Annotated in this window: 6 protein-coding genes and 1 pseudogene; 1 reads left to right on the top strand and 6 read right to left on the bottom strand. The window is 38.1% G+C overall.

The annotated features are described in order from the left end of the window. The 6 genes and pseudogenes from ACFINY_RS07965 to ACFINY_RS07990 all read right to left on the bottom strand — a co-directional run. Window positions 1-2,708: autotransporter outer membrane beta-barrel domain-containing protein (locus ACFINY_RS07965; RefSeq protein ID WP_375700976.1), on the bottom strand; the 2,708-nt coding region annotated here is incomplete at its 3' end. Window positions 2,709-2,879: 171 nt separating this feature from the next. Continuing rightward, a pseudogene (locus ACFINY_RS07970) lies at window positions 2,880-3,606 on the bottom strand (autotransporter outer membrane beta-barrel domain-containing protein); the annotation flags it as partial. A gap of 686 nt (window positions 3,607-4,292) precedes the next feature. Further along, on the bottom strand, window positions 4,293-7,823 hold the full coding sequence (locus tag ACFINY_RS07975; RefSeq protein ID WP_375700977.1) for an autotransporter outer membrane beta-barrel domain-containing protein: 3,531 nt from the start codon (window positions 7,821-7,823) through the stop codon (window positions 4,293-4,295). A 443-nt stretch (window positions 7,824-8,266) separates the two neighbouring features. Next, window positions 8,267-10,948 (bottom strand): autotransporter outer membrane beta-barrel domain-containing protein, encoded by a 2,682-nt coding sequence (locus tag ACFINY_RS07980; RefSeq protein ID WP_375647613.1) that lies wholly within the window; start codon window positions 10,946-10,948, stop codon window positions 8,267-8,269. Between the two features lie 1,177 nt (window positions 10,949-12,125). Next, entirely contained in the window at window positions 12,126-15,260 is a 3,135-nt protein-coding gene (locus tag ACFINY_RS07985; protein ID WP_375700978.1) for an autotransporter outer membrane beta-barrel domain-containing protein, read from the bottom strand. A 675-nt stretch (window positions 15,261-15,935) separates the two neighbouring features. After that, the gene (locus tag ACFINY_RS07990; protein WP_375700979.1) at window positions 15,936-22,949 is read right to left on the bottom strand and encodes an autotransporter outer membrane beta-barrel domain-containing protein; all 7,014 of its coding nucleotides are present in this window, start codon (window positions 22,947-22,949) and stop codon (window positions 15,936-15,938) included. A 198-nt stretch (window positions 22,950-23,147) separates the two neighbouring features. Here ACFINY_RS07990 and ACFINY_RS07995 point away from each other — a divergent pair, with 198 nt between their 5' ends. Further along, window positions 23,148-24,098, top strand: a complete 951-nt coding sequence (locus tag ACFINY_RS07995) for a siderophore ABC transporter substrate-binding protein (RefSeq protein WP_375612402.1) — start codon at window positions 23,148-23,150, stop codon at window positions 24,096-24,098. Window positions 24,099-24,126 lie beyond the last annotated feature (28 nt).

Raw genomic sequence — 24,126 nt, forward strand, 5'->3', positions numbered from 1 at the left:
GCAACAGACCATTTATTAAATGCGCTTTTTTTGCTTTGTTCAACATCCTGAGGGTGTAGAGAAAGATTTCCATAGTTCCCTAAAACTCCAAAGAATGTACGACCATATAAACTCTCAATCTCGTTTAACAAAACACCTGCTTCAAGTGCGTTATAATCGAGCTCAGCACCATAGCCATATTCAAAAGCAGATAAATTGGAAGCATAATGATGGCTCCCCCCATAAGCACGCAGAAAAAAGGCTGTCTTTTCATTCTCTTTCCAAGAAGAATGAAAAGCATTCCGCATTGTCTCCAACGTCTTATTTTGCGTGATCATATCCACTAAACCAGCATGAAATAAGGCATTTGGCAAAAGAAGATAAGTTGGAACCTGTGGAACAACAGCTCTAATTTGGAGATTAAACGAAGGATTAATAGGGGCAGAATCCCCAGATGGCTTTGGTTCAACAGGGGTAGAAGGAGGAGAAACAGAATCTGTAGATGAAGGTGATACCGGAACAGATGGCTTAGATGGCATAACCTCATCCGTAGAAGTCTCAACTGGAACAAATGGTGCAGGCATAGGCACAGCAGAAGGATTTTCTGGAACTGTTGGTACAGAGGGAGACGGAACTGGTGCAGAAGGAGTCAGCGTCGAATCCGTAGGGATAAATGTTTCAGACGGTTCAGATCCCTCAGGCAAAGAAGGTGTAGATGGTATAAGTGGAGGCTCAACAGAAGGGGGTTGTTCAGGTGAAATAGTCTCTGTTGGTCGTTTAGAAGGAACCGTCTCTTCTTCAGATTGAGGAGGTAAAACTGTAGACGTTGGCTTAGAAGCAGTTTCAGAAGAATCTAATTCAGGACCAATATAAACACTTTCGAGACGAAAATCCCAAAAATCCCCTTCTCCAACAACCAATCTATTCTTTGGATCTGCATTTCCAGAAGAAGAACTTGGACCATAGACACGAAGTTTATATTGATAAGGAAATCCATTCACCGTAGTATAACTATTGGCTAACTTAAAAGAACTTTCCTCTGCTGTCCCAGCAACTTGAACAAGTGAAATACTTTGACTTCCTTTATTGCCAGCTTCTCCTTCTAAGGTTTTGGAAAATTTCTCCATCATGAGCAGTGTACTTCCCAAAACATTCCCGTAGATCAAAATACGATCAGTTTTTTGAGGATTAAACGAGCCGTCATTATTCACAAACGCACTCATCTTAATCTGCACATTTCCCTTTGCATTATAGGCTTCTTTATCATATTGTATCCCCTCTATTGGATTTATGTCATTTAGATTACTTCCTTTCTCAATATATACTTTTCCAATATATAGCGTTTGATAATCTTGAGATATAAATTTATCAAAAAAAATTGTGCTATCAGAAATGCTTATAGACGAAAGTAATGAATCTACAGGAAGAGATTCCAGTAAATCTGTATGTTTTCTTTTGGTGAGATACCATGCAGAGCCATTTGTTAATTCTAAGTGAACAGTTGATGCATCCTCAACACGAATACCCCCTGTAAGGATAGAATCCTTTGCTTTCACCAATAGAGAAGAATTATTTTGAGCCTTTAACAATAAATCACCAGAGATCTTTGTCCTTTCTGTTAATTCAATGGTAGCTTCAGCTCCATAAATATCATCTCCCGTACTATAAATGGCAATACCATCGGGAACTGAAAAAGTTGTCTGTGACAAATGCAAAGATGCTTCACCCCAAACAATTTTTTCTACTTTTGAAAGTTTTTCACTCCCTACCTTAAACATATCACCCCATACATCTGGGCCTAATCCATAAAAATACAGACCGTATACTCCCTCACCCTGAACAGAAATTTCTGTTCCTTCAATCTTAATATTTGTCTTTTTAAACTCATTTGATGAAGCGTATTCTTGAACCAATTTACCTTCAGCATCTGCATAACCTGCAAAATTCGTAATCAAGAAGCCATGCATATCAGTGAGCTGAATAAAATCACCACGTAATTGAACATTACCACCCTGTGATATGTCAAAAGCTCTTGGAAATTCATCAATACTTTCATTATCAACTACAATCGTGTGTTTCTTACCTTTTCCCTGAATATTGGTTGTATCAATAAGATATTTTCCCCCAAATTGTGTTGAAAACGCACCAATCTCATTAAAAGTAATAGTACTGCCTGACATCCTAATGAATGCATCAGAACTACTAACAAATCCAATCCCTTTTGCATTCAAATTATCTGATACAATATCAATATTTACGCTCACTAAAGCAATATCGGTTTTTTTTCCTTCTGCACATACAGCTTGCAAACTACCTTCAATCTTCCCTCTATTCATCACAACTTGCCCGTTCTGAACACGAAAACCGGACATATCCTTAATATTTGAATTGGTTAGAACAAGCTTGCCATCATCTTTTACAGATGCACTATATAAAAATGACTGCTTTGGCCTATGCGAGATAATATTTGTCTCTAATAAATTTAAAACAGTTCCCTCTTTTTCTATAGAGAAGACAGCAATAAAATCATCTAGAGAAGAGACAGAAGGAGTATAATTTTTATTACTTATCGTATGTTTTTTACTATCGCTATATGTAAAAAAACTCCCTGATACATTACAGGAAGTTCCTAAATTATTAGGATTCGCATTAACACTCACGATTGGCAAAAAAGAAACAATAGCCGTTGTAATAAATAAAAATCTATACCCGCTTAATACATTAACCATAACTTTATTCCCAATTTGCCTTTCTCCCCCTGTTAGTTAAAAATAAAAAACATTCCCCATAACATTAAGTTAAACACACTAAAAATAGCAAGTATAAAACTTAAATAATCACTTTATACTTCAAAAACACTCTATAACTTATGTAAAAATTACTCTATATTTCATAGGCACCTAAAAACGATAGTATAAACCGCCTGAAAAAATAATCCCTGAAAAACCACCTTTTCTAAGGCAATGCTGATAAGTTACATCTCCATGCAAAGCAAAGTTTGAAGACAACTGAGCCTTCAATCCCATTCCAGTTTCTAGAGAAGAGCCAAAAGCCCTTATTGGAATTCATCTCCAAACCGCACACGTTGTTTTCCTCTAAAACTAATGGCAAGCTGAAGCTCGCAATTGAAAGAAACAACAAGAGCCTCTTCAGAAGCAGCAAGCATCTTTCTTAAAGACCACCAACACGCATCACCCATAAATCAAGTTTTCCCATCTCAATATCAAAACCATCAATATCAGACGCCTTATCAAACCGCACATTTTGATAAATAACCTAAACCTGCGGATCAAAAATAACCCCTTTATGCCCTGTCGTAAATGACTTGCCCGCAATCAATGAAGCACTCAAAGGTGTTTCCTTCAATGTTGCTGTCTTGCCTCTTGCTTGCGTGAGAACATCCCCTTTAAATAAACCATAGGAAAAAAGGACATCTATATAAAAGCCTGTATCATGCTGCATGCTGCCATATACTGTAATAGACCATTTATCAAATGTACTTTTTTGCTTTCTTTAACATCTTGAGGTTGTAGAAAGTTTTTTTCCATTATTCTCCATTATTCCAAAGCTCAAAGTGTGATGTGTATCCTCAATCGCATTGAGCAAGACACTTGCCTCTATACCATGAACAGCAGAAACCTGAATCTTACCTTCATCAAAGGAAAGAACCACCCTGCTTCACACCAAACACAGATTGAGATAACGTAGCATTTCTACCACTTTTCTTTTCGCCATTTCCTGTAATAGAACTCTTTTTAAAAGAAGTTTTATTATCTTTTGACACAACCACTGCTGATGTAATCTTCTCAGATCTCTTTAATTCTAAAATTCCATCAGTTCCTGAAAGCCTTTTTCCCCTTTACTTTTTTGCGGCTTAATAACTATGTTATGAGCTCGTATTGTAAAAATAACACCTGTAGTCCTCCTATCCAATCCACTCATATATAACTTATTACGACTTCCAAAAGTACGAGAAGCATCAACTGTATCACACGAATACGACTTAAAAAGAGAATTACACGAGGGGTTATAATCTTCTGCACTCACATCTATATTGTGCACGAAGAAAGAAATAGAGGTCGTAAGAGAACACACACATAGCGTTTTAGTACTTTAATCATAATTTAGTCTAAACTTCCTTTATTTTATTCATAAAAAACTGAAAAGACACACCTAGTTCATCTACTTATTATGTACCGTTACATATAATTTGTTTTGTATTATATGTAAAGTCAAAAATCAGAAAAACGACACAACAAAACTATGTTTTGTGCTTATGTCTTTCACAAAGGATGTATTAAAGAAAAATACAATTAAAAATGATAACTTAATCCACCAGAAAAATGCGTTCCGGAAAAGCCGTCACTCGTAAATTTATGCTGATAAATCAGATCGCTATGAAAAATAATTTTGGGAGATAATTGCGAAAAAACACCAAATCCAGCTTCTAAAGAAGTCCCAAAGGAACCAAGCTGGAAGGCATCTTTAAAATATACAAATTGTTTATCATCAAAACTACGAATGAAATGAAGCTTACCATAGAATGAGAGAACATGTGCATCTTTATCTTTAGTAAATGTAAGTGTCTTCGTTAAATACCCACCAATACGCATCCCCCAATGATCTGGACTTCGCATATCAATATTAAAATTATCAATATCACGAGTCTTATGAAACTGGAGATTTTGATAAACAAACTGAACCTGTGGTTCAAAAATAAAATATCGGCTGCCTATCATAAACGTTTTACCAGCAATTAAAGAAACACTTAGGGGCTTCCCTCTCAATGCAGCCGTTTTACCTCGCTCAAGTGTGAGAACATTTCCATTAAACAAACCATAAGAGAAGAGACCATCCATATAGAGACCCGTATCATGCTGCATGCTTCCATATGCTGTGATTGTCCATTTATCAAATATACTTTCTTGACTTTGTTTAACCTTTCGAGGCTGCAAAGAAAGCTTGCCATAATTTCCCATAATCCCAAAAGATGTCGTACTGTATGCACTTTCGATTTTCTTGAGTAAAATACCTGCCTCTAGTGCATTATAATCAAGCTCACCGCCATAATCACCATATTTAAATGCAGACAAATTTGAAGTATAATGATGATGTCCACCGTAACCGCGCAAAAACAAAGCGGGATTTTCATCATTTTTCAACAACCGACCAGGAACAGTTCGCAGCGCTTGCAACTGCTTGCTTTGATTACTGATATCCATCAATCCAGCATAAAATAAGGTATTTGGCACAAGAATATAAGTCAAAACCTGTGGAACAACGACTCTCACATTTGGCTCAAAATGAGAAGAAGGCTCAAAAACAGATGCCGGAACAGAAGAACCAGACGCAGGTGGAGTAACAACAAAAGGAGTGGGTGAAACAGATGGCGGAACAGAAGAACCAGATGCAACTGGGGAAACAACAGAAGGAGTGGGTGAAACAGATGACGGAACAGGTGAACCAGATGCAACTGGGGAAACAACAGAAGGAGTGGATGAAACAGATGACGGAACAGGTGAACCAGATGCAACTGGGGAAACAACAGAAGGAGTGGGTGAAACATGCGGCGGAACAGGTGAACCAGATGCAACTGGGGAAACAACAGAAGGAGTGGGTGAAACAGATGGCGGAACAGAAGAACCAGATGCAACTGGGGAAACAACAGAAGGAGTGGGTGAAACAGATGACGGAACAGGTGAACCAGATGCAACTGGGGAAACAACAGAAGGAGTGGATGAAACAGATGACGGAACAGGTGAACCAGATGCAACTGGGGAAACAACAGAAGGAGTGGGTGAAACATGCGGCGGAACAGGTGAACCAGATGCAGGTGGAGAAACTGGATTAGATTCAGCAATAGCGGGAACAACAGGTGCAAGAGAGGAAAGAGGATTGGGGATCTCAAGTACAAAAACATCAGATACATTAGGTGTGGTCGTAAGATGGGAATCCCTATCAGGAGAATCTACAGGAGAAGAAAGACTTGGCTCCTGAGACTTTTGCTGAGAGTTAGAATCAATAGAACCATCCTCACCTCCAGTAATATTAGGATGAATTTTAGAAAAAGAAGGAATATCATCAGAAGAAGGGGGGACAACCAAATCAAGAACAGGAAAAACTTTAGTGGAATCAACAAATTGACTTTCAAGTCGGAAATCCCAAAATGTTCCAGAGTTTTTAAGCACTCTTTGATTGGAATCTGCCGCCCCTAAAGCAGAGCCTGGACCATAACTCTTAAGATGATACTGATAGGGGGAGGCTTCAAGTGTGACATACCCCCCCTTTAACTGAAAAGAATCTTCCATGGCTTTTCCATAAACCTGAATAATGGAAATCCCCTGATTATTACCACCATCTCCCGTCAATGCCCCTAGACTTCCAGGAATCTTATAAACATGAACTGTTGTTTTTCCTTCAAGATCACCATTGATTAAAAGCCGGTCAGTTTTTTGCTCTTGCAGAGCTCCGCCTTTATCCAAATATGCATTAAGATAAAGATTCACATCACCGTGCGCTTTATAGACAGTCCCAAATCCTTTTCCAATGAGAAGTGTCTGATAACCATTTGTTTTTTTAGATTTTAATTCTTCAAAAACAAGAGAACTATCCGTAAGATTAACCGAAGAAATAGAAGAATAATCTTTTAACCTAGAACCAGAAGCATCAGAATTTTGCAATTTGTCATATTTTGGTCGCGATAAAATCCACTTTGAACCATTTTTTAAATCTATCTTAGCTGTAGAACTTTCATCAACATGTGCGCCTCCTACAAGGGTAGAAGCATCAGCCTCAATCTTTACATTAGAACGCTCAACAGCTTTCAGGAGTGAATCTCCAGAAATTTTTGAATTTTGTAAGAGTTTAACAGAACTTTCGAATTCACGACTATAAATAGCCGTACTTTCTGGAGCCATAAAAGTTGTCTTTGTCAAATCGACAGTCCCTTTTCCAGGTATAATTGTTTTTTTATCATTTAAGACAGCTTCCCAAAAAAAGTGCATGCCATTAAATCCATTCCCTCTCACAAAAACATTGGAATATTTTATATGAGCAGCATTATGGTTATTCCCCTGCACTACAATGCCATGAACATTGTCGACATTAACGTTTCCCTTCTGGAAATTAAGAGAGCCTTTCCCCTGAAGCATACTAAAAGCAGAACCTTCACGATGATTATCTGTATTTGTTTCCTGTTTCCCCCTCCCAGTAATAGAAACGCCCTCTAAATTAATTTCTCCATCTCCTCCTGTTTGAACACCAATACCATCAGCAAAATCAATTTTTCCTCCTTTCATATAAATTTTTGCACCATTATGACTCAAAAGACCTATCGCATCAGAAGATGTCTTAATCTCTGTCTTGGTCAAAGAAACAAACGACCCTTTACCCCCAACACTGATCCCCATTCTGGTTGCTTTAATCACCCCATCCTGCATTTCAAAAGCTCCCTCCTCATTGACATCGGCCCCTATCGACACGTTATTTAACATGGAATCAAATAGAGCAACGCCTCCCCCATTTGAGGACTTTACAGCTGTTGTCCAAGCGTTTGTTTCTGAATGTCCATGTGCATTCGAAACACCGTTAATGATTATAGCCTCTCCCTCAATGACTGTATTTTTCCCTGATGCCTCTATGGCAGCATAAGAACTTTCACCCGTAAGTTGATAAGTTTTCTTGGTAATTTCATGCGTTTTACCATCATTACAGCGATAAAATGAGGCACTTTCGTTACATGAATATGGCTTCTTCTCAGAAGAAATCTCACCTGCATCAGTATTGTATACAAAGAAAAAAATAACCGTTGTAAAATGATATAAAGAGAGATGATTTTTAAACATAATTTTCTACAAACTTTCTTCCCCTTCTCTAAAAACAAAAAACACGCGTTCTGTTTAATAACTTTGGTTACGCGTGATAATTAAAATACGTTTTGTATTTTATATATCCACCCTATATTTTATGTAAAGCCAGAATCCCAAAATATCACAATTTAAAATTGTATTATTTATAAAAACGCGTAAAAATATAGATAGAAATAAAAATTCCACCCCAAAGCAGTGATTTCAAGAGAATTTAATAAAAATAAACTCAAAGAAGAAAAACAGCATAAGAAGCAAAAACTGCAAACCAGAAAGCCTTATCTCGTTTCTAAAAAGAAACAAACTTGCTCATGCAAAAAAACATTTTTTTAAAAAACTTATTTAAAAAGTTGCAAACAAATAATAAAAAACCACAAGCTATGCTTGTGGTTTTTTAAACAACTTACCTCAAGGTGATCATCCTAAAAACGATAGCGCAATCCACCAGAAAAACTGATTCCAGAAAAACCACCTTTACTCAACTTATGCTGATAAACCAAATCACCATGAAGCGCAAATTTTTGAGACAAGCGAGCATTAAGACCTAATCCAGCCTCTAGAGAAGAACCAAAAGCCCCTAACTGGAAAGAATCTTTAAAGCGCACAGACCTTTCTTTTCCAAAATCATGGGCAAAATGAATCTTTCCATAAAAAGAAACATCACGATCTTTTTCAGACGCAGTAAGAGTCTTTATCAAGCGACCACCCATACGCACCATCAATTGATCAAGTTTATCCATCTCAATATTAAAATTATCAATATCGCGGGCCTCATTAAATTGAAGATGCTGATAAACAACCTGAACCTGTGGATCCAAAACAACACCTTCATATCCTGTGGCAATTTTCTGACCACTCATCAAGGAAACACTTAAAGGGTTACCCTTCAATGTTGCCGTTTTACCCCGCGCAGTTGTCAGAACATCTCCCTTAAACAGACCATAAGATAACAAACCATCAACATAGAATCCTACATCATGCTGCATACTGCCATAAACTGTAGCAGTCCATTTATCAAATGTACTTTTTTGGCTTTGTGCAACATCTCGAGGTTGTAGAGAAAGCTTTCCATAAGACCCCATCACCCCAAAGGATATAACACTGTCAACATTTTCAACAGTTTGTAGCAAAACACCTGTCTCTAGTGCATAGTACCCTAGATCTCCCCCATAACCATATTCAAGCGCAGATAAATCTGAGGCATAACGATAACTTCCACCATAGCCACGCAAAAATGAAGCAGGATTTTCACGAATTTCCAACATTCCACTAGGATTAGTCCGTACTGTCTCTAACTGCTTGTTTTGATTGCTGATATCCATTAAACCAGCATGGAATAAACTATTTGGCAAAAGCAGATAAGTTGGAACCTGAGGCACAACAACCTTAACGCCTTGCCTAGAATGATGCTCACCACCTAAACCAAGTTTAGAACTCTGAGTTAATCTAAATGTAGTATCAGAATCAATAAATCCATTTTCGAGGCGGAAATCCCAAAAATCTCCTTCACCTTCGACTAATCTTTGAGACGCACTCGCTCTTCCTAATTCAGAGTTTGGGCCATAAGCATGAAGCCTATATTGGTAAGGTAGACCGTCCAATGCAATATAATCACCATCCAACAAGAAAGAATCTTTCTCCGCTATTCCAGAAACCTGAATAATCGAGATACCTTTGTCATTTCCATAACGCTCCGTACCACCTCCAGGACTTCCTGAAACACCATGCACATGTACTATCGTTTTTCCTTCAATATCACCATGGATTAAAAAACGATCCGTTTTTTGATTCTGAAGAGCCCCCCCCTTATTCAAATAAGTGTTGAGATAAAGATGTGCATTACCCTGTGCTTTATAAACTTCACCTGTTCCTCTCCCAACACGAAGGGTTTGATAGCCATCAACTATGTTAGTTTCTGGTTGTTCAAAAATAATAGAACTATCAATAAGATGTATTAATGAAATTGATGAAACACCTATAGAACTAGGAACTTGCAAATTTTTATTTTTCGGTCGTGATAAAATCCATTTTGAATCACCTCTCAACCGAAATTCAGCAGAAGAACTTTCATCAACATGTGTCCCCCCTACAAGTGTAGAAGCATCCACTGAAACCTTCACAAAAGAGCCATCCTCAACCTTCAGTAATAAATCTCCAGAAAGTTTGGAATTATCCAACAGCCTAACAACACCACCAGATCCTCTGCTATAAATAGCCGCACTCTTTGGAACTGTAAAAGAGGTTCTTGTCAAGTCAACAATCCCTCGTACGGGTAAGTTCGTTTTTGGAAGACTTCCGAACATCTCTTCCTCACCCGCAAAAATATAAAAAGAATAGGGATACTCGTGATCTTTCATTTCCTCATTTCTGTCTCCTAGTCCCTCCCAAAAACGCAACCCATAAGACGTATTACTTTCTACCAAAACCGTAGAATCCACGATAGTTATAAAGACACCCTTCCCATCGATATTATTCCCATGCATTGAAAAACCATGAGCATTGGCTAGATTAACTTTACCTTTCTCAAAATGGATAAACCCATTAGACGCATGAAAAGCTGAATTTTCATTATGGTCATCTATACCCATCCCCTGACTACCTTGTTCGGTAATAGAACTACTCCTTAAATCGACCTGTCCCCAATTTTTTATTTTAACTCCGATACCCTTTGTAAAGTTAATCTCTCCTCTTTCTATAATCACTTGTCCATATTCACTCGCCACGACCCCATACTTCCAAAAACTTTCTTTTGAAATAACAGCACTTGAAGCATCCTTAACAGTTATATTTTTCCCTAAGAGAAGCGTTTTTCTTCCAGATGCTTGTATAGCAACAGTTTCATTCGTATTTTCATCAGTTTTTTGATAATTTTTATTGTAAAAGTAGTGTTTTTTACCATCATTACACCGATAAAATTCACTATTCATACTACATGAAAATTGATCCTGATTATTTTGTGTCTTACCATTAACGCCAGAACGATCTTGTACCCCAGTATTAACAACAGCACCACCTTGAACCGTAGCATCAACATTGTGTGCACAAAAAAGAAATGCTGTTGTAAAAGTACATAAGGAAAAACGATTTTTAAATAGATTGACCATAATTACACCATAATTTTGCCCATAAAAGTAATACGTAATGTATCAAAAAACTTAACAAAGAGAAAAAATTAATACGTTTTGGATTAACTGCGCAGATCTTATTAATGCTTTTTGTGTTTTATGTAAATATGGAATTTAAAAGTTACTAAAAATACAGTCTAAATCTATTTTTTTATAAGGGATTTGCAAAAATATAACTGAAAAATTAGAGGAAAATCATCTTTAAAGTTGTTATTTAAAAGCAGCTTTAAGGAATTTTTGTACATTAAGAATGCCTATTTTAACTGTTGTTTAATCAATACCCAAAGCGTGTATAATTAATATTCGAGATAAATATTATATTGAAACAATGGGCACTCGTAAGCAGACAAAACTGAATATATGCCAAAATTGGGAAGCAAAGCTATCACATACAGCTGTTTTAGGCAGTATTTATGGAAATACGAACTAATTTAGAAAGAGGAGGAAAGTGTAAAAATTAAAATCTGTTCCGATTTTTACCATCTCTTTTCAACATTTTAAAATATTCAGAGCCGTATCTAAAAGGTGAAAATGACATATAATTTTATCTTTTTATTTATCACATTCTTTAAAGAAAACGCATTTTCAAAAAATAATACGTTATTTATGTTTCTAATCCACCAATTTTCTCAGATATATCTCATATTTCCATCTCCATTTCATAACGACAGCAGATATAATATCAAGTTTATCGGATACAGCCCTCATTGCGCCTGAGTAGCATCTTTGTCTTTGCCAATTTCTAATATTGTAAATCCTCTCCTCTTAACATAATCCCCCAAATTATATTGACTCCTTTCTTAAACGATTATCCACTTGCTAATCTTACATATAATAGACAAAGGAATGCTTTTTATGGATTCATCATAAGAGCATTGAAAATATTTCAGCGCCCTAAATTAAAAAATATCTTTATAAATCAAAATATTATAAATAGTATAATAATCACTCTGAAATACGCATTTTGAAACAATAACGTACAAACTCTTCAGACTTTTCAAAAAAACGAAAGAAGTCCAACCTAAAAGCATGTTAAAGATATGCAAAGTCACACTCTCGTAAAAATGCTATAACACAAAATGAATAGATAATGAAAAAAAAGCCACAAGTATAACTTGTAGCTTTTTTGAAAGATTAATCAAAAACAGGAACAACACTAGAAATGATAACGCAATCCACCTGAAAAACTCGTTCCAGAAAAACCAGCTTTCGTTAGTTTGTGCTGATAAACCAAATCGCCGTAAAGCGCAAATTTTTGAGACAATTGGGCATTAAAACCTAATCCTGTTTCTAATGAAGAACCAAAAGCACCTAGCTGGAAAGCATCTTTAAAATGCACAAATTGTTTTCCTTCAAAACCATGAGCAAGATGAAGCTTGCCATAGAAAGAAATAACTTGAGCCTCATCAGTAACGACCAGCCTCTTTGTTAAACGCCCCCCAACACGCCCTATCCATTGATGAAGCTTTCCTAAATCAATATCAAAGCCATCCACATCACGCACCTTATTAAATTGAAGATATTGATAAACAACCTGAACTTGCGGATCAAAAACAAAACCGTCCTCCCCCACCATAAACGTTTTACCAGCAGTCAATGAAGCACTTAAAGGGAAACCCTTTAATGTTGCCGTCTTGCCACGTGCAGTTGTTAGAACATCACCTTTAAACAAGCCGTAAGACACAAGACCATCAACGTAAAAACCTGCATCATGCTGCATACCACCATATGCCGTAACTGACCATTTATCAAATGTACTTTTTTGACTCTGCTCAACATTCAAAGGTTGCAAAGAAAATCTCTCGTAAGCCCCGATAACTCCAAAAGAAGTGGAACCATACATATTTTCGATTGCTTTCAGCAAAACACCTGCCTCTAGTGCATTATAATCAAACTCGCCGCCATAACCATATTCAAGCGTGGAAAGATTTGAAGTATAACGATGATTGCCGCCATAACCGCTCACAAAAAAGAGAGGATTTTCACGACTTTCTAATAAGCCCCCAGAAGTAATTCGCAAAGCTTCTAACCGCTTATTTTGATTGTTAACATTCATCAAACCAATATGACGTAAGGCATTAGGCAAAAGGAGATAAGTCGGAACCTGCGGAACAACAGCCTTAACGCCCGGCTTAGGACGAGGATGAGGCTCCGGAGCTGGTTCTGGAGAAGGTTCTGGTCCCGGAATTGGCTTAGGAGAAGGATCTGGTTTAGGTTGAACATCAGAATCTATAGACCTACTTTCAAGGCGAAAATCCCAAAATTCCCCGTTACCTTCAACTAATCTCTGATCCATACTTGCTTTTCCAAACTCAGATTCTGGACCATAACTATAAAGCTTATACTGATAAGGTAATTCGTTTAAGGCTACATAACCACCTTCCAACTGAAAAGAATCTTGCTTTGCTTGTCCAGAAACCTGAATGACTGAAATACCTTCAGCATTCCCCCCCTTTCCCGTATATCCTCCTGGACTTCCTGCAACTCCATGCACTTGGAGCTTTGTTTTTCCCGAAACATCACCATGAATTAAAACACGATCCGTCTTTTGATGATTAAGAGCACCACCACTATTCAGATATGTATTAAGGGAAATAGAGGCACCATCCCGTACTCTATAAACTTCACCCTTTCCCTTTCCAATACGAAGGGTTTGATAATCATCAACAGAAGAAGATTCGTGTCTTTTAAAATTAATAGAGCTCTCATCCATAAGACTCACGAGTGAAATAGAAGAATCATGTGCAGCCTCGTGTTGATCTTTTTGCAACGGTTGTTGTAAAATCCATTTAGAACGGCCTCCCAAATAAAGCTCAGCATTAGAGTCTTTATCAACGTGTGTGCGACCCTCAAGAGTAGAAGCATCCGCCAAAACTGTTATAGAAGCACCTTCCTCAGCTTTTAATAAAAAATTCCCTGAACGAAGAGTGCTGTGTACCAACCCCACCGCACCAGAAATCATGTTTTTACCATAAAGAGCCGCATCGTCTAAAACAGAAAACTCTGTTTTATCCAAATTAACAACTTCTAATCGTGGTGGAACTTTTTCTTCCTCTGATGAAATTTCTTCTTTTTTATCCCCACCTTCACTCCATGGCTTCTCTCCCCGAAAATAGATACCATAAGATCCCTTACCATTTACGGTAACAGAAGAGGATTTCATATTAACTTCAGTCACAGGAATCTTTGAATCAGAATCCTCATTTGATAAATCTTTAACTTCCTGAAGAGGAATAGAATTGACTATATTTTCTAATAATATGCCATGGATACCCCCACCAGTACTAACAATATTACCCTCTAAATTAACAGCCCCCCCTAAATCCATATGCACAACCGCACGATCCTTACCTTTATCACCCTTCCCAGTAATTTTAACATTCTCGAGATTTACTTTTCCACCTAACATCGAAGAAATCCCATGGCTGTTCATAAAATCAACTGATCCACCTGACATCCAAATTTCTGAATGATCATAACTTAAAAGACTTGCATTCCCATTAGCTGTCTTAATTTCTGTATCTTCTAAAAGAACAAACGATTTCTCTGCTGCATCAACACCCTCATGGCTTCCCTCAATCTTTCCATTTTTTATCTCAATCACGCCATCACTCGCACGAAGGGCTATAACTGTGCCTTTGATAATCGGATCTTCCAAAACAATCTTACCGTTCTCTAATACATGCACCCCTACTAGAAAAGTTTTATCAGCAACTTGACTACTAACCGTTACACCCTTCCCGCGAACTTCTGTACCTATTCCTTTCACCGTTATAGCAGTAGGATTTTCAGGATAATTGGAAACGTTTTCATTCGTAATCTTATAAGATTTATTATCAATTTTAGGCTTCCCTTTAGACTCCCCGCAATTATCGCATATATAATACAACCCATTATAGTAATAAAACCCACGCTTTATACCTCTTTCATCAAAGCCTGCATCTTTAACAGAGTTATCTATATGACCATTATTCGATCCCTCCATTCCACTCAACCCACGATAATCACTTCCCCCACGAATACCCTCATCGTTATTGCCAACAGGAATCTGATAAAAAATATAATGATTATTCTGCCCACTCTCTCCACTAAGAGGAGACTTATGCACATTATTCCCACTAAGATGAGAACCAGAAGTAACACTAATACCGTTAATCGGAGTAACAGTTATAACATAAGGTTTACCGTTCCCCTCTGCAGCCGCATACACTTCTCTTCCATTTTGAAGCAAAGAGAGGATAGCTGTTGTACAAGCACATAAACATACATGATTTCTAAAAACTTTAATCATAGTTCCCTCGAAACTTTCCTTCCCCTCTCATTAAAAACAAAAGCACTTACAAAACACCCCCTTGCACACCTCAAAAATACGAAAAGTGTAACAAAAGAACATGCCTCATGCTTATTTGAACTGTGCAATGAATTATCCCAATAAATTTGGCAAAAGCTCTACGCTAAAAACCATCTATAAGAGAATAACAACAAAACACAATTTATAAGTGTATAATGCATTCTGTATTTCGTGTAAAGAAAAAATGAAACCAGTGCGTGCAATTAATTAAAAACACAATCTAGCCTTGTGAACTTTAAAAATTAATCCACAAGGAGATGAATGAAACAATGATTTAAATCCGTAAAAAACAAACTCTCAAAAACGAGCTTTAGAAAACATCAAATATTATATTAGATAATATCAATACAGTACTAAAAAGGATAACGTAACGCATACCTGTCTGCTGAACGCTTAAAAAGCCGATAAAAGCGAAGCACTCTATCGCATCAGTAGCAGCATAAATTTTAAGAAAATTCGCTTTAGCGGAGAAAAGTGCTCTCATACACAAAAAACTATGTTTTTTTTGCTCAATCAAGAAGACGAAAATCTTTTAAAGACAACACAAGTTGTTACAAAGAAAAAAGGCAGCACAATGTGCTGCCTTTTCTAAAAAGGTACATAGTGTACCTTATATTAAAACTGATAACGTATTCCTCCGGAAAAACTTGTTCCCGAAAAACCAGCCTTATTAAGCTTATGTTGATAGAGAATATCAGCATGCAGAGAGAACTGTGGCAACAATTTGGCATTAAAACCTAATCCAGCCTCTAGAGAAGAACCAAAAGCTCCTAACTTGAAAGCATCATTGAAATGCACAGACTGTTTTCCTTCAAAACCATGAGCAAGATAAAGCTTACCATAGAAAGCAACAGCATCCACGCCTTCAGAACCTGTAGGAATCTTGGTTAAACGTCCACCAACACGTGCTACCCACTGATTAAGGTTACCCATTTCAATATTAAAATTGTCGATATCACGGGCCTTATCAAACCGGAGATGTTGATACACAACCTGAACCTGCGGATCAAAGACAAAGCCCTTATATCCTGTCATAATTGTCTGACCACCAGCTAAAGAAACACTCAAAGGATTACCTTTTAATGTTGCTGTTTTACCCCGTGCAAGGGTGAGAACATCACCTTTGAACAGACCATAGGATAAAAGACCATCGACATAGAAGCCAACATTATGCTGCATGCTACCATATACCGTAGCAGTCCATTTATCAAATGCACTCTTCTGACTGTACTCAACATTCACAGGCTGCAGAGAAAGTTTTCCATAAGTTCCCATAACGCCAAAGGATATAGCACTGTCAGCATTTTCAATAGTTTGCAGCAAAACACCTGCCTCTACACCATTATAACTAAGATCACCTCCGTAACCATATTCAAGTGCGGAAAGATCTGAAGCATAACGGTAACTTCCACCATAGCCGCGCAAGTATAAAGCGGGATTTTCACGAACCTCTACCATTCCTGTAGAAGTCATCCGCAACGTCTCCAATTGCTTATTTTGATTGCTAATATCCATTAAACCAGCGTGGAATACACTATTAGGCAAGCTGAGATAAGTTGGAACCTGTGGAACAACAGACCTTACAAATTGTTCAGGAAGGGCAGCAGATCCAACAGACTTAACATACTGATTTTCTAAACGGAAATTCCAAAATTCTCCACCATCCTTAACAAATTTCTGCTGAACATGCTCCTGTTTCGAAGTCGCTTCTGGAGCATAAGCACGAAGGGTGTATTTGTAAGGTGAGTTTCTCAGTGCAACATAATTGCCATCGAGTTGGAAAGAGTCTTTCTTCGCTTGACCATAGACCTGAATAATTGAAACAGTATGAGCAATCTTGGCATTCGCTTTACCATCTCCTACATTGCCCGCATCACCTCGTACATGTATTTTTGTTTTTCCAGAAACATCACCATGAATGACAAGCCGATCAGTGACTTGCTGATCACTCCGATCACGAGGATTTAAACGTGCATTGAGATGAATTACAGCATTACCCTGTGCCGCATAAACAGTTCCTTTCCCATTTCCAATATGGAGAGTCTGATATTTTCCTTCAGATTCCGAAGGTGCAAAATCAATAGCACTATTTACAAGACTTACAGAAGAAATGCATGAATCCACACATCCTGAATCTAGAGTCCCCAAATTCCTCTGTGCACTTCTTTTTAGAATCCACTGTGAATTATTAGCCAAGTCTAATTTTGCATAAGAATTTTTATCAACGCGAACACCGCCTGTAACAATAGAATTATCAACTGAAACCAATATGTTCGAATCATTCTCGGCTTTTAATAACAAGTCACCAGCAAGAGTTGTTTTATTTTCTAATGAAACATGACCACCAGAATTATTACCATAGATAGCTATACCATTTGCAACTTCAAAATCAGTTTTTTTCAACGAAACTGTCCCTGTTATGCCTATAGGCGTTTTTTCCTGTTTGGACACAGTACTCCGCTTAACAACATTTGTTTTCTCAGTTGTTAAATCCTGACTTCGATTTTGTTGACTCGCTTCCTTCTGTGTTCCCCCATCAAAATATATGCCGTAGACTCCGTCACCTTCCACTTTAACAGTAGAAGACTCGATATTTACGTGATTCATAGTAGGACGAACGTCAGAAGATCTCCTTCTCCTGGAAGAGCCGGTCTCAACCACATTATCATCAGACTTTATAATCCACAAACCATGAGCATCAGTAACAACATTTCCATTCTTAAAATCAACAGAAGCATTATCACTCACCAAAAAAGCTGCACGTCCAAATTTCTCTGTAGAATTCGACTTTCCTGCTTCCTTTTTCGCAGTAATATTAACTTTGTTTAATCTTACACGTCCCCGTGCTTCTGATCTCACAGCCACTCCATTTGTCAGCATAACCGTTCCAGAGTCCATAGTTACCTCACCAGCCTGACTCGCCAAACCAGCCACAGCTAAATCCCCCGTTACGTTAATTTTCGTATCCTTTAAATTAACAGATGATCCAGAACCCGCCAAAGCGCCTACATAACGCGCATTGACTGTTCCAGCATGCATTGTAACCTTCCCGCCACTTTGCGCTTCAAGCCCAATCACAGAAGAGGTAATTGTTGATTTATTATCCAAAACAACTTCTGCCCCCTCTTCTGCAAGCACAGCACTCACGGCATATATTTCATTAAAATCAACATTATTTTTGCTATCAGAAAAATCCGCACCACTAATTGTGGCTCCCTCTAACTTAATAACCGTATCCTGATTTTTTGCATGCATAGGATGCTGAGTTTTATCACTTACCTTCAGTGTCTTCCCTGTTATTGTCCGCGATTTACCATCTCTACACAAATAAGTAGTCTGTGATCCCTTCTCACCATTATTCATATCATCACATGTAGAAGAAACCGTTTCCTTAGAAGAAACATCTCCATTACCAGTACGACTAAGCATAAGAACACGCCCAACAGCTCTAGAAGATACAGCAGATGTCTCAGAAACCACAGGAGAAGAAGCATTCGCAGAAGCCCCATTAGAAGATATAACAGCTATCTCAGAAACCACAGAAGTAGAAGGCTGCATAGCAGAAGCTCCATTAGATATAGCAGGTATCTCAGGAGCAGAAGGCTTCATAGCAGAAACTCCATTAGAAGATATAGCAGATATCTCAGAAGTAGAAGGCTGCACAGCAGAAGCTCCATTAGATATAGCAGATATCTCAGAAGTAGAAGGCTTCATAGCAGAAACTCCATTAGAAGATATAACAGCTACCTCAGAAACAACAGGAACAGAAGCATTCATAGCAGCCTTCATAGCAGCAGCTGATTTTATAGGTGATGGCCTCTTAGATACAATATGATCCCCAGGTGTTACAAAAATTTCATCGGCAGATATTACAGGTCCTCTACCTGTATCAGATCTCCCACTTAAATTAACTCTTGGAGGTACTAAAGGTGCCAAATTTCTGGATAAAGAAGGAGTAACAGATGATGGAGATGGAGTAACAGGTAAAAAGGTATGCACTACAACCTCAGATGTTTCAGATTCCGTAAAATCTTCGTCATCATCATCTTCATAAAATTCGTCAGATGTTTCAGATCTCAAAAGTGAATTGCCTTGAACAGAGACTACAGATGCAGATTCCCCAGATACAGGAGGAGTTATGGATTCACTATTTACTTCACCAGCACCAGTGTCAGCATTAGTATTTATTGCAGTTTCAGTAGAAGCATCAGTAGAATCAACTGCAACAAGTGGCTTAGCCTTAAAAATAGGTTGAAAATTAGCAGTAGCAGTATAAGCAGAAACGAGAGGTATAAAATATTCATTTTCTAAACGAAAATCCCAAACACTTCTACTATTTTTAAGTAATGTCTTATCAAAATACTGCATTTTCGGAGGAGTAGTTGGACCATAAGCACGAAGAACATACTTATAAGGTAACCCTTCTCGTGTAATATAATCACCTTTCAGCTTAAAAGAATCCCTCTCTGCATTTCCAAAAACCTGAATAATTGAAATGCTATGAGGTGTATCCTGACTTTGTGATATACCATCAGAAGTATCATTCACAACTACCATTGTTTTTCCAGAAACATCACCATGAATCAACAATCTGTCAGATATTTGAGAATTTTCTGTATTGCTAGGCATCAAATTTGCATTGAAGTAAATTGTAGCACCAGAAGCGGCAGAAGCAGCACTATAAACTGTTCCATCCCCATCTCCTATGCGAAGGGTTCGATACTCAATATCTTTATTAGATGTATTTTCATTTTTCAAAGAAGTAAAAAATCTAACATTACTATCTACAAGATTCATAGACGAAAGACATGAATCTACACAACCCGTATTTGAATTTTCCAAACTATTATGCAGATTCTTTGTTAAATACCACTCTGATCCCCCAGATAGAAAAAGCCTAGCTTGAGATTTTTTATCAACGTGAGCTCCCCCCATGACGACAGAGTCTTCAACAAAAACCGACAAATGCGACCCCTCTTCAGCTTTCAACACTAAATCACCCGAAAGAGTTGAGTCATCTTTTACAACGACGTACCCATCCAAACTGTTACCATAAATGACCACACCATTAGGAACTCTGAAAACCGTATTTTTCAAAAGAACTGCATGCAAACTATCTCCATCATCTTTTATTCCACCCTCTCTCAGATTTTGACCTACATTTTGACCACTTTCTTGTCTCACACTCGTTTGATCATTTTTTCTCCTCACATTCGAAGGTATATCACCAAAAAATACACCATAAGACTTACCTTCAACTTTAACGGTTGAATTTTGAATATCAGAAACTATTAAGTTGACAACTCTAGAGTTTGCATCTGGCTCAGACGCCACCACTGCAGAATCTCCAGCGCCAGCTCCAGATGGTGCACTAGTACTTCCAGAATCTGCACCGCTTCCTAAAAAATTCTCTATAGGGAATAAAGCCTCAAAATACGCGGAACCAATATTATTAAGGACAGCGCCATCTCTAGATTCAATAGAGATGACCTCACCAACGAAAGAATCACTATTAGCGTCAGAATCCTGTTGCGTATCATTGCCACCCTCACTCTCCGCTTCTACTCTATTAGAAGCTCCAGAGATATTATTCTTAAAGCTATCACTTACCAAAAATGCAATAGTATTAGGAGCTCTAAGTTTTCCATTTTTAAAGGAAATAGTACCTCCAAGTGACAATAAACCTATATTCGTCTCCGAAGTACCAACTTCTGTAGTTTTTGGTTCCTCAGCAACATTGATAACCGTCCCGTCTAGTAGAACAGTCCCCTCTTTTGTAGAGATAACTCCTATTCCACCCTCTTTCACGGTAATTGCTCCAGACCTCATCTCGATAACGGATGGACCCAAACTAACTAAACCGATTCTTTTAACATTAATATCTACATTCTCTAAAACAATCCACCCATTATCACTAGCAAGAGCACCTATATACGCATCTCTGATTCCTCCCCCCACCATTGTGATCTTTCCAGTCTCTTCAGCCCGAAGCCCAATAAAAAAACCCTGAATATTTGAGTTTTTCAATTTAACCTCCGCACCCATATTTGAAGCAGAATCTCCGACATATACACCAACATAAAGCGGATCATGAATATATAAACTACCTATGTTCTCTATACCTACTTTATAATCCTGTATACCTACTGCAGATAAACTTTCAGAAAGTTCTTTCCCAATATTCATACTTTCAATGGATACTTCGTCCAAATTAACAACTACTTTCCCATCATCAAGGGGAGATTCCACATTTACAGCGCTCTCACCTTGATCCGCTATAATAGTCCCCCCTATTAGAGCATATACTCCCGACTGATCACAGGAAATAGATCCATATATTCGCTGATCACCATTGAGTAAATCAGCCAATCCTTTACCTGCCTCCACAGAATCTATAAATTCTAGAGCCCCAACACCATCACCAACCGGTGTAGATACACTCACACCAGGCACAAAAAAACCTGCTCTATCAGGTGTTAAAGAATTCAATACAAAACTTGATATACCTGGCATACCAATAAGACCATCTGCACTCGCTTTTTGTACTCTTAGCGCCTCTTCCCCCACTGGAAAATATGTTTCAGCTAAACTATCTTTTTTCGGAATATTAAATAATGTCCAAGTATCTACATTTCTTGGAACATCTAGTAATCTAACTAACTCTCCACCTACTCCACTTGGCACACCTGCATGCCCATCACGTGCTCTCTTCCCACTTGCTATTGCTGTTTTTGCTTCTTTTGCCTCCACATTTTCTGCTCTTGTTGCTCTTGCCTTCCTAGTAGATACACCGCCTGTACCTGGAACACCTGGCATACTATTCAAAGCACCATTTGATATAGTACCTGGACCAACACCTGGAATAGCAGGCAGATTCGTTGTATCTGCCCCACTCGCAACACCTGATATAGCCTTTGGTCTTTGTTGACTTACAGTGTTTAATCCTCCTCCTGCTATATTACCTGATAATAAAGTATCTTGTACAAGAGCTAATGAGCCATCAAAGCCAGCTGGTACACCTGCTTGCGGCACATTTACTACTGTTTCCATCCTAGTAGATAAGACGCCTGAACTAGGAGTAGATAGGACACCTGAACCTGGGACCCCTGGCACAGCACCTGTACCACTCGCAACACCAGGTACTGCACCTGCACCACTCGCAACACCAGGTACTGCACCTGCACCACTCGCAACACCAGGTACTGCACCTGCACCACTCGCAACACGAACACTACTATCTGCAACATTCCGTATCATGCCAGGAACAAAAATATTATTCTTTCTAGAATGACAAGCACTAATAGGTCGAATGTGATTTAAAACAGGCACAATCTGAGCCTGAGCCTGAGGCTGAGGCTGAGGCTGAGGCTGAGCAGAACCACTACCAACAGGATTACCGACTCTAGGTTCTGCTCTTCCAGAAACCTCCACTCCTCCGGGTGGTGTTATAGCCCCTGTGCTCGACCCTCCAATTAAAGAGGTAAATGATGATAATGATGGCAATGAAACTGAAGGAAAGTATGATGAGAACCAACCACTCCCCATAGAAACATCTACACCTTGTAAAAAGAAGAAAGCACTTGTTGTCAGTGCGTACAAACGTGTACGCTTTTTAAATACATTGATCATATGTCAAACTTTCTAAATAATGTTGCAAAAACACTAGAATTAAGTGAAAATGAGGTAAGTGAACGGTTTGTAACATATGTCAGTCAACTTTACAACATAGTGTTATTTATTTACGCTTCATTTTGTGCATAAAAATACCAAAGTTAAGTTTTTAAGTGCGCAAACCTTTGTAATATTAGATAAAAGGATAAAATCACGATGATAAAATATATGAAATGGATGACTTCTGTTTTACTGGTTGCAATTAGTTTTGCAACGATTTTGTGGACGCATACGAGTATTGCAAATACGAGTACCCAGACAAATATAACAATTGATCATGTTTCAGGCACGACTTCTGTTCCCACTTCTCCGCAAAAGGTTGTTGTGTTTGATCTTGCCTCGCTAGATAATATGAATCGCCTTGGTATCCAAGCAGTTATCGGCCTTCCTGAAGGAAAAAAACCTTCCTATCTGCAACAATTTGACGATGCAAAATATGAAAGAATTGGAACCGTTTTTGAGCCAGATTATGAAAAAATTGCCACTCTTCAACCCGATTTGATTATTATTTCCTCCAGAACTCAAGCAAAATATAAAGACTTATCCAAAATAGCCCCAACAATTGATCTAACCGTAGAAAACGAAAATTCTCTTGAAGATATAAAACGAAATGTGTCTATCCTTGGAAAAATTTTTGGTAAAACACAAGAAGCAGAAAAGGAAATTGCAAAAATCAATGAAGCTTTTGCTGAAGTCCGTAAAAATACCCAAGGAAAAGGCACCGGGCTCATACTCATGACCTCTGGTGGAAAAATCAGTGCTTTCGGACCAAAATCACGTTTCGATATTTTTCACTCCGCTTTTGGAATTGCCCCTGCAACCGATAAACTTACCGTGCAAAAACATGGACAACTCATTTCTCCTGAATTCATTCTTGAAACCAATCCTGATTGGTTGTTAGTGATTGATCGCGATGCAGCCATTGGACGGGAAGGACAATCCGCAGCACAATTGCTCAACAATGAGCTTGTTCACCGCACAACAGCAAGCAAACAAAACCAAATTATTTATTTGGACTCTTGGAGCTGGTATCGTGCAAATGGTGGTTTAACGGCGCTCATTGAAACCGCACAGCAGATCAATGAAGCCTTTACAAAGAGCAAATAAGCGTACAAAAGAGCTTGCTTGCTATATA

Origin of the sequence: Bartonella sp. AA23NXGY (assembly GCF_042197165.1) — a bacterium.
In the GTDB taxonomy this organism is placed as follows: Bacteria; Pseudomonadota; Alphaproteobacteria; order Rhizobiales; family Rhizobiaceae; genus Bartonella.

Bases quoted from the DNA above. Each gene is read 5' to 3' on its own strand.
- ACFINY_RS07985 (WP_375700978.1), bottom strand. From the start codon at position 15,260: ATGATTAAAGTTTTTAGAAATCATGTATGTTTATGTGCTTGTACAACA.
- ACFINY_RS07980 (WP_375647613.1), bottom strand. From the start codon at position 10,948: ATGGTCAATCTATTTAAAAATCGTTTTTCCTTATGTACTTTTACAACA.
- ACFINY_RS07995 (WP_375612402.1), top strand. From the start codon at position 23,148: ATGATAAAATATATGAAATGGATGACTTCTGTTTTACTGGTTGCAATT.
- ACFINY_RS07975 (WP_375700977.1), bottom strand. From the start codon at position 7,823: ATGTTTAAAAATCATCTCTCTTTATATCATTTTACAACGGTTATTTTT.
- ACFINY_RS07990 (WP_375700979.1), bottom strand. From the start codon at position 22,949: ATGATCAATGTATTTAAAAAGCGTACACGTTTGTACGCACTGACAACA.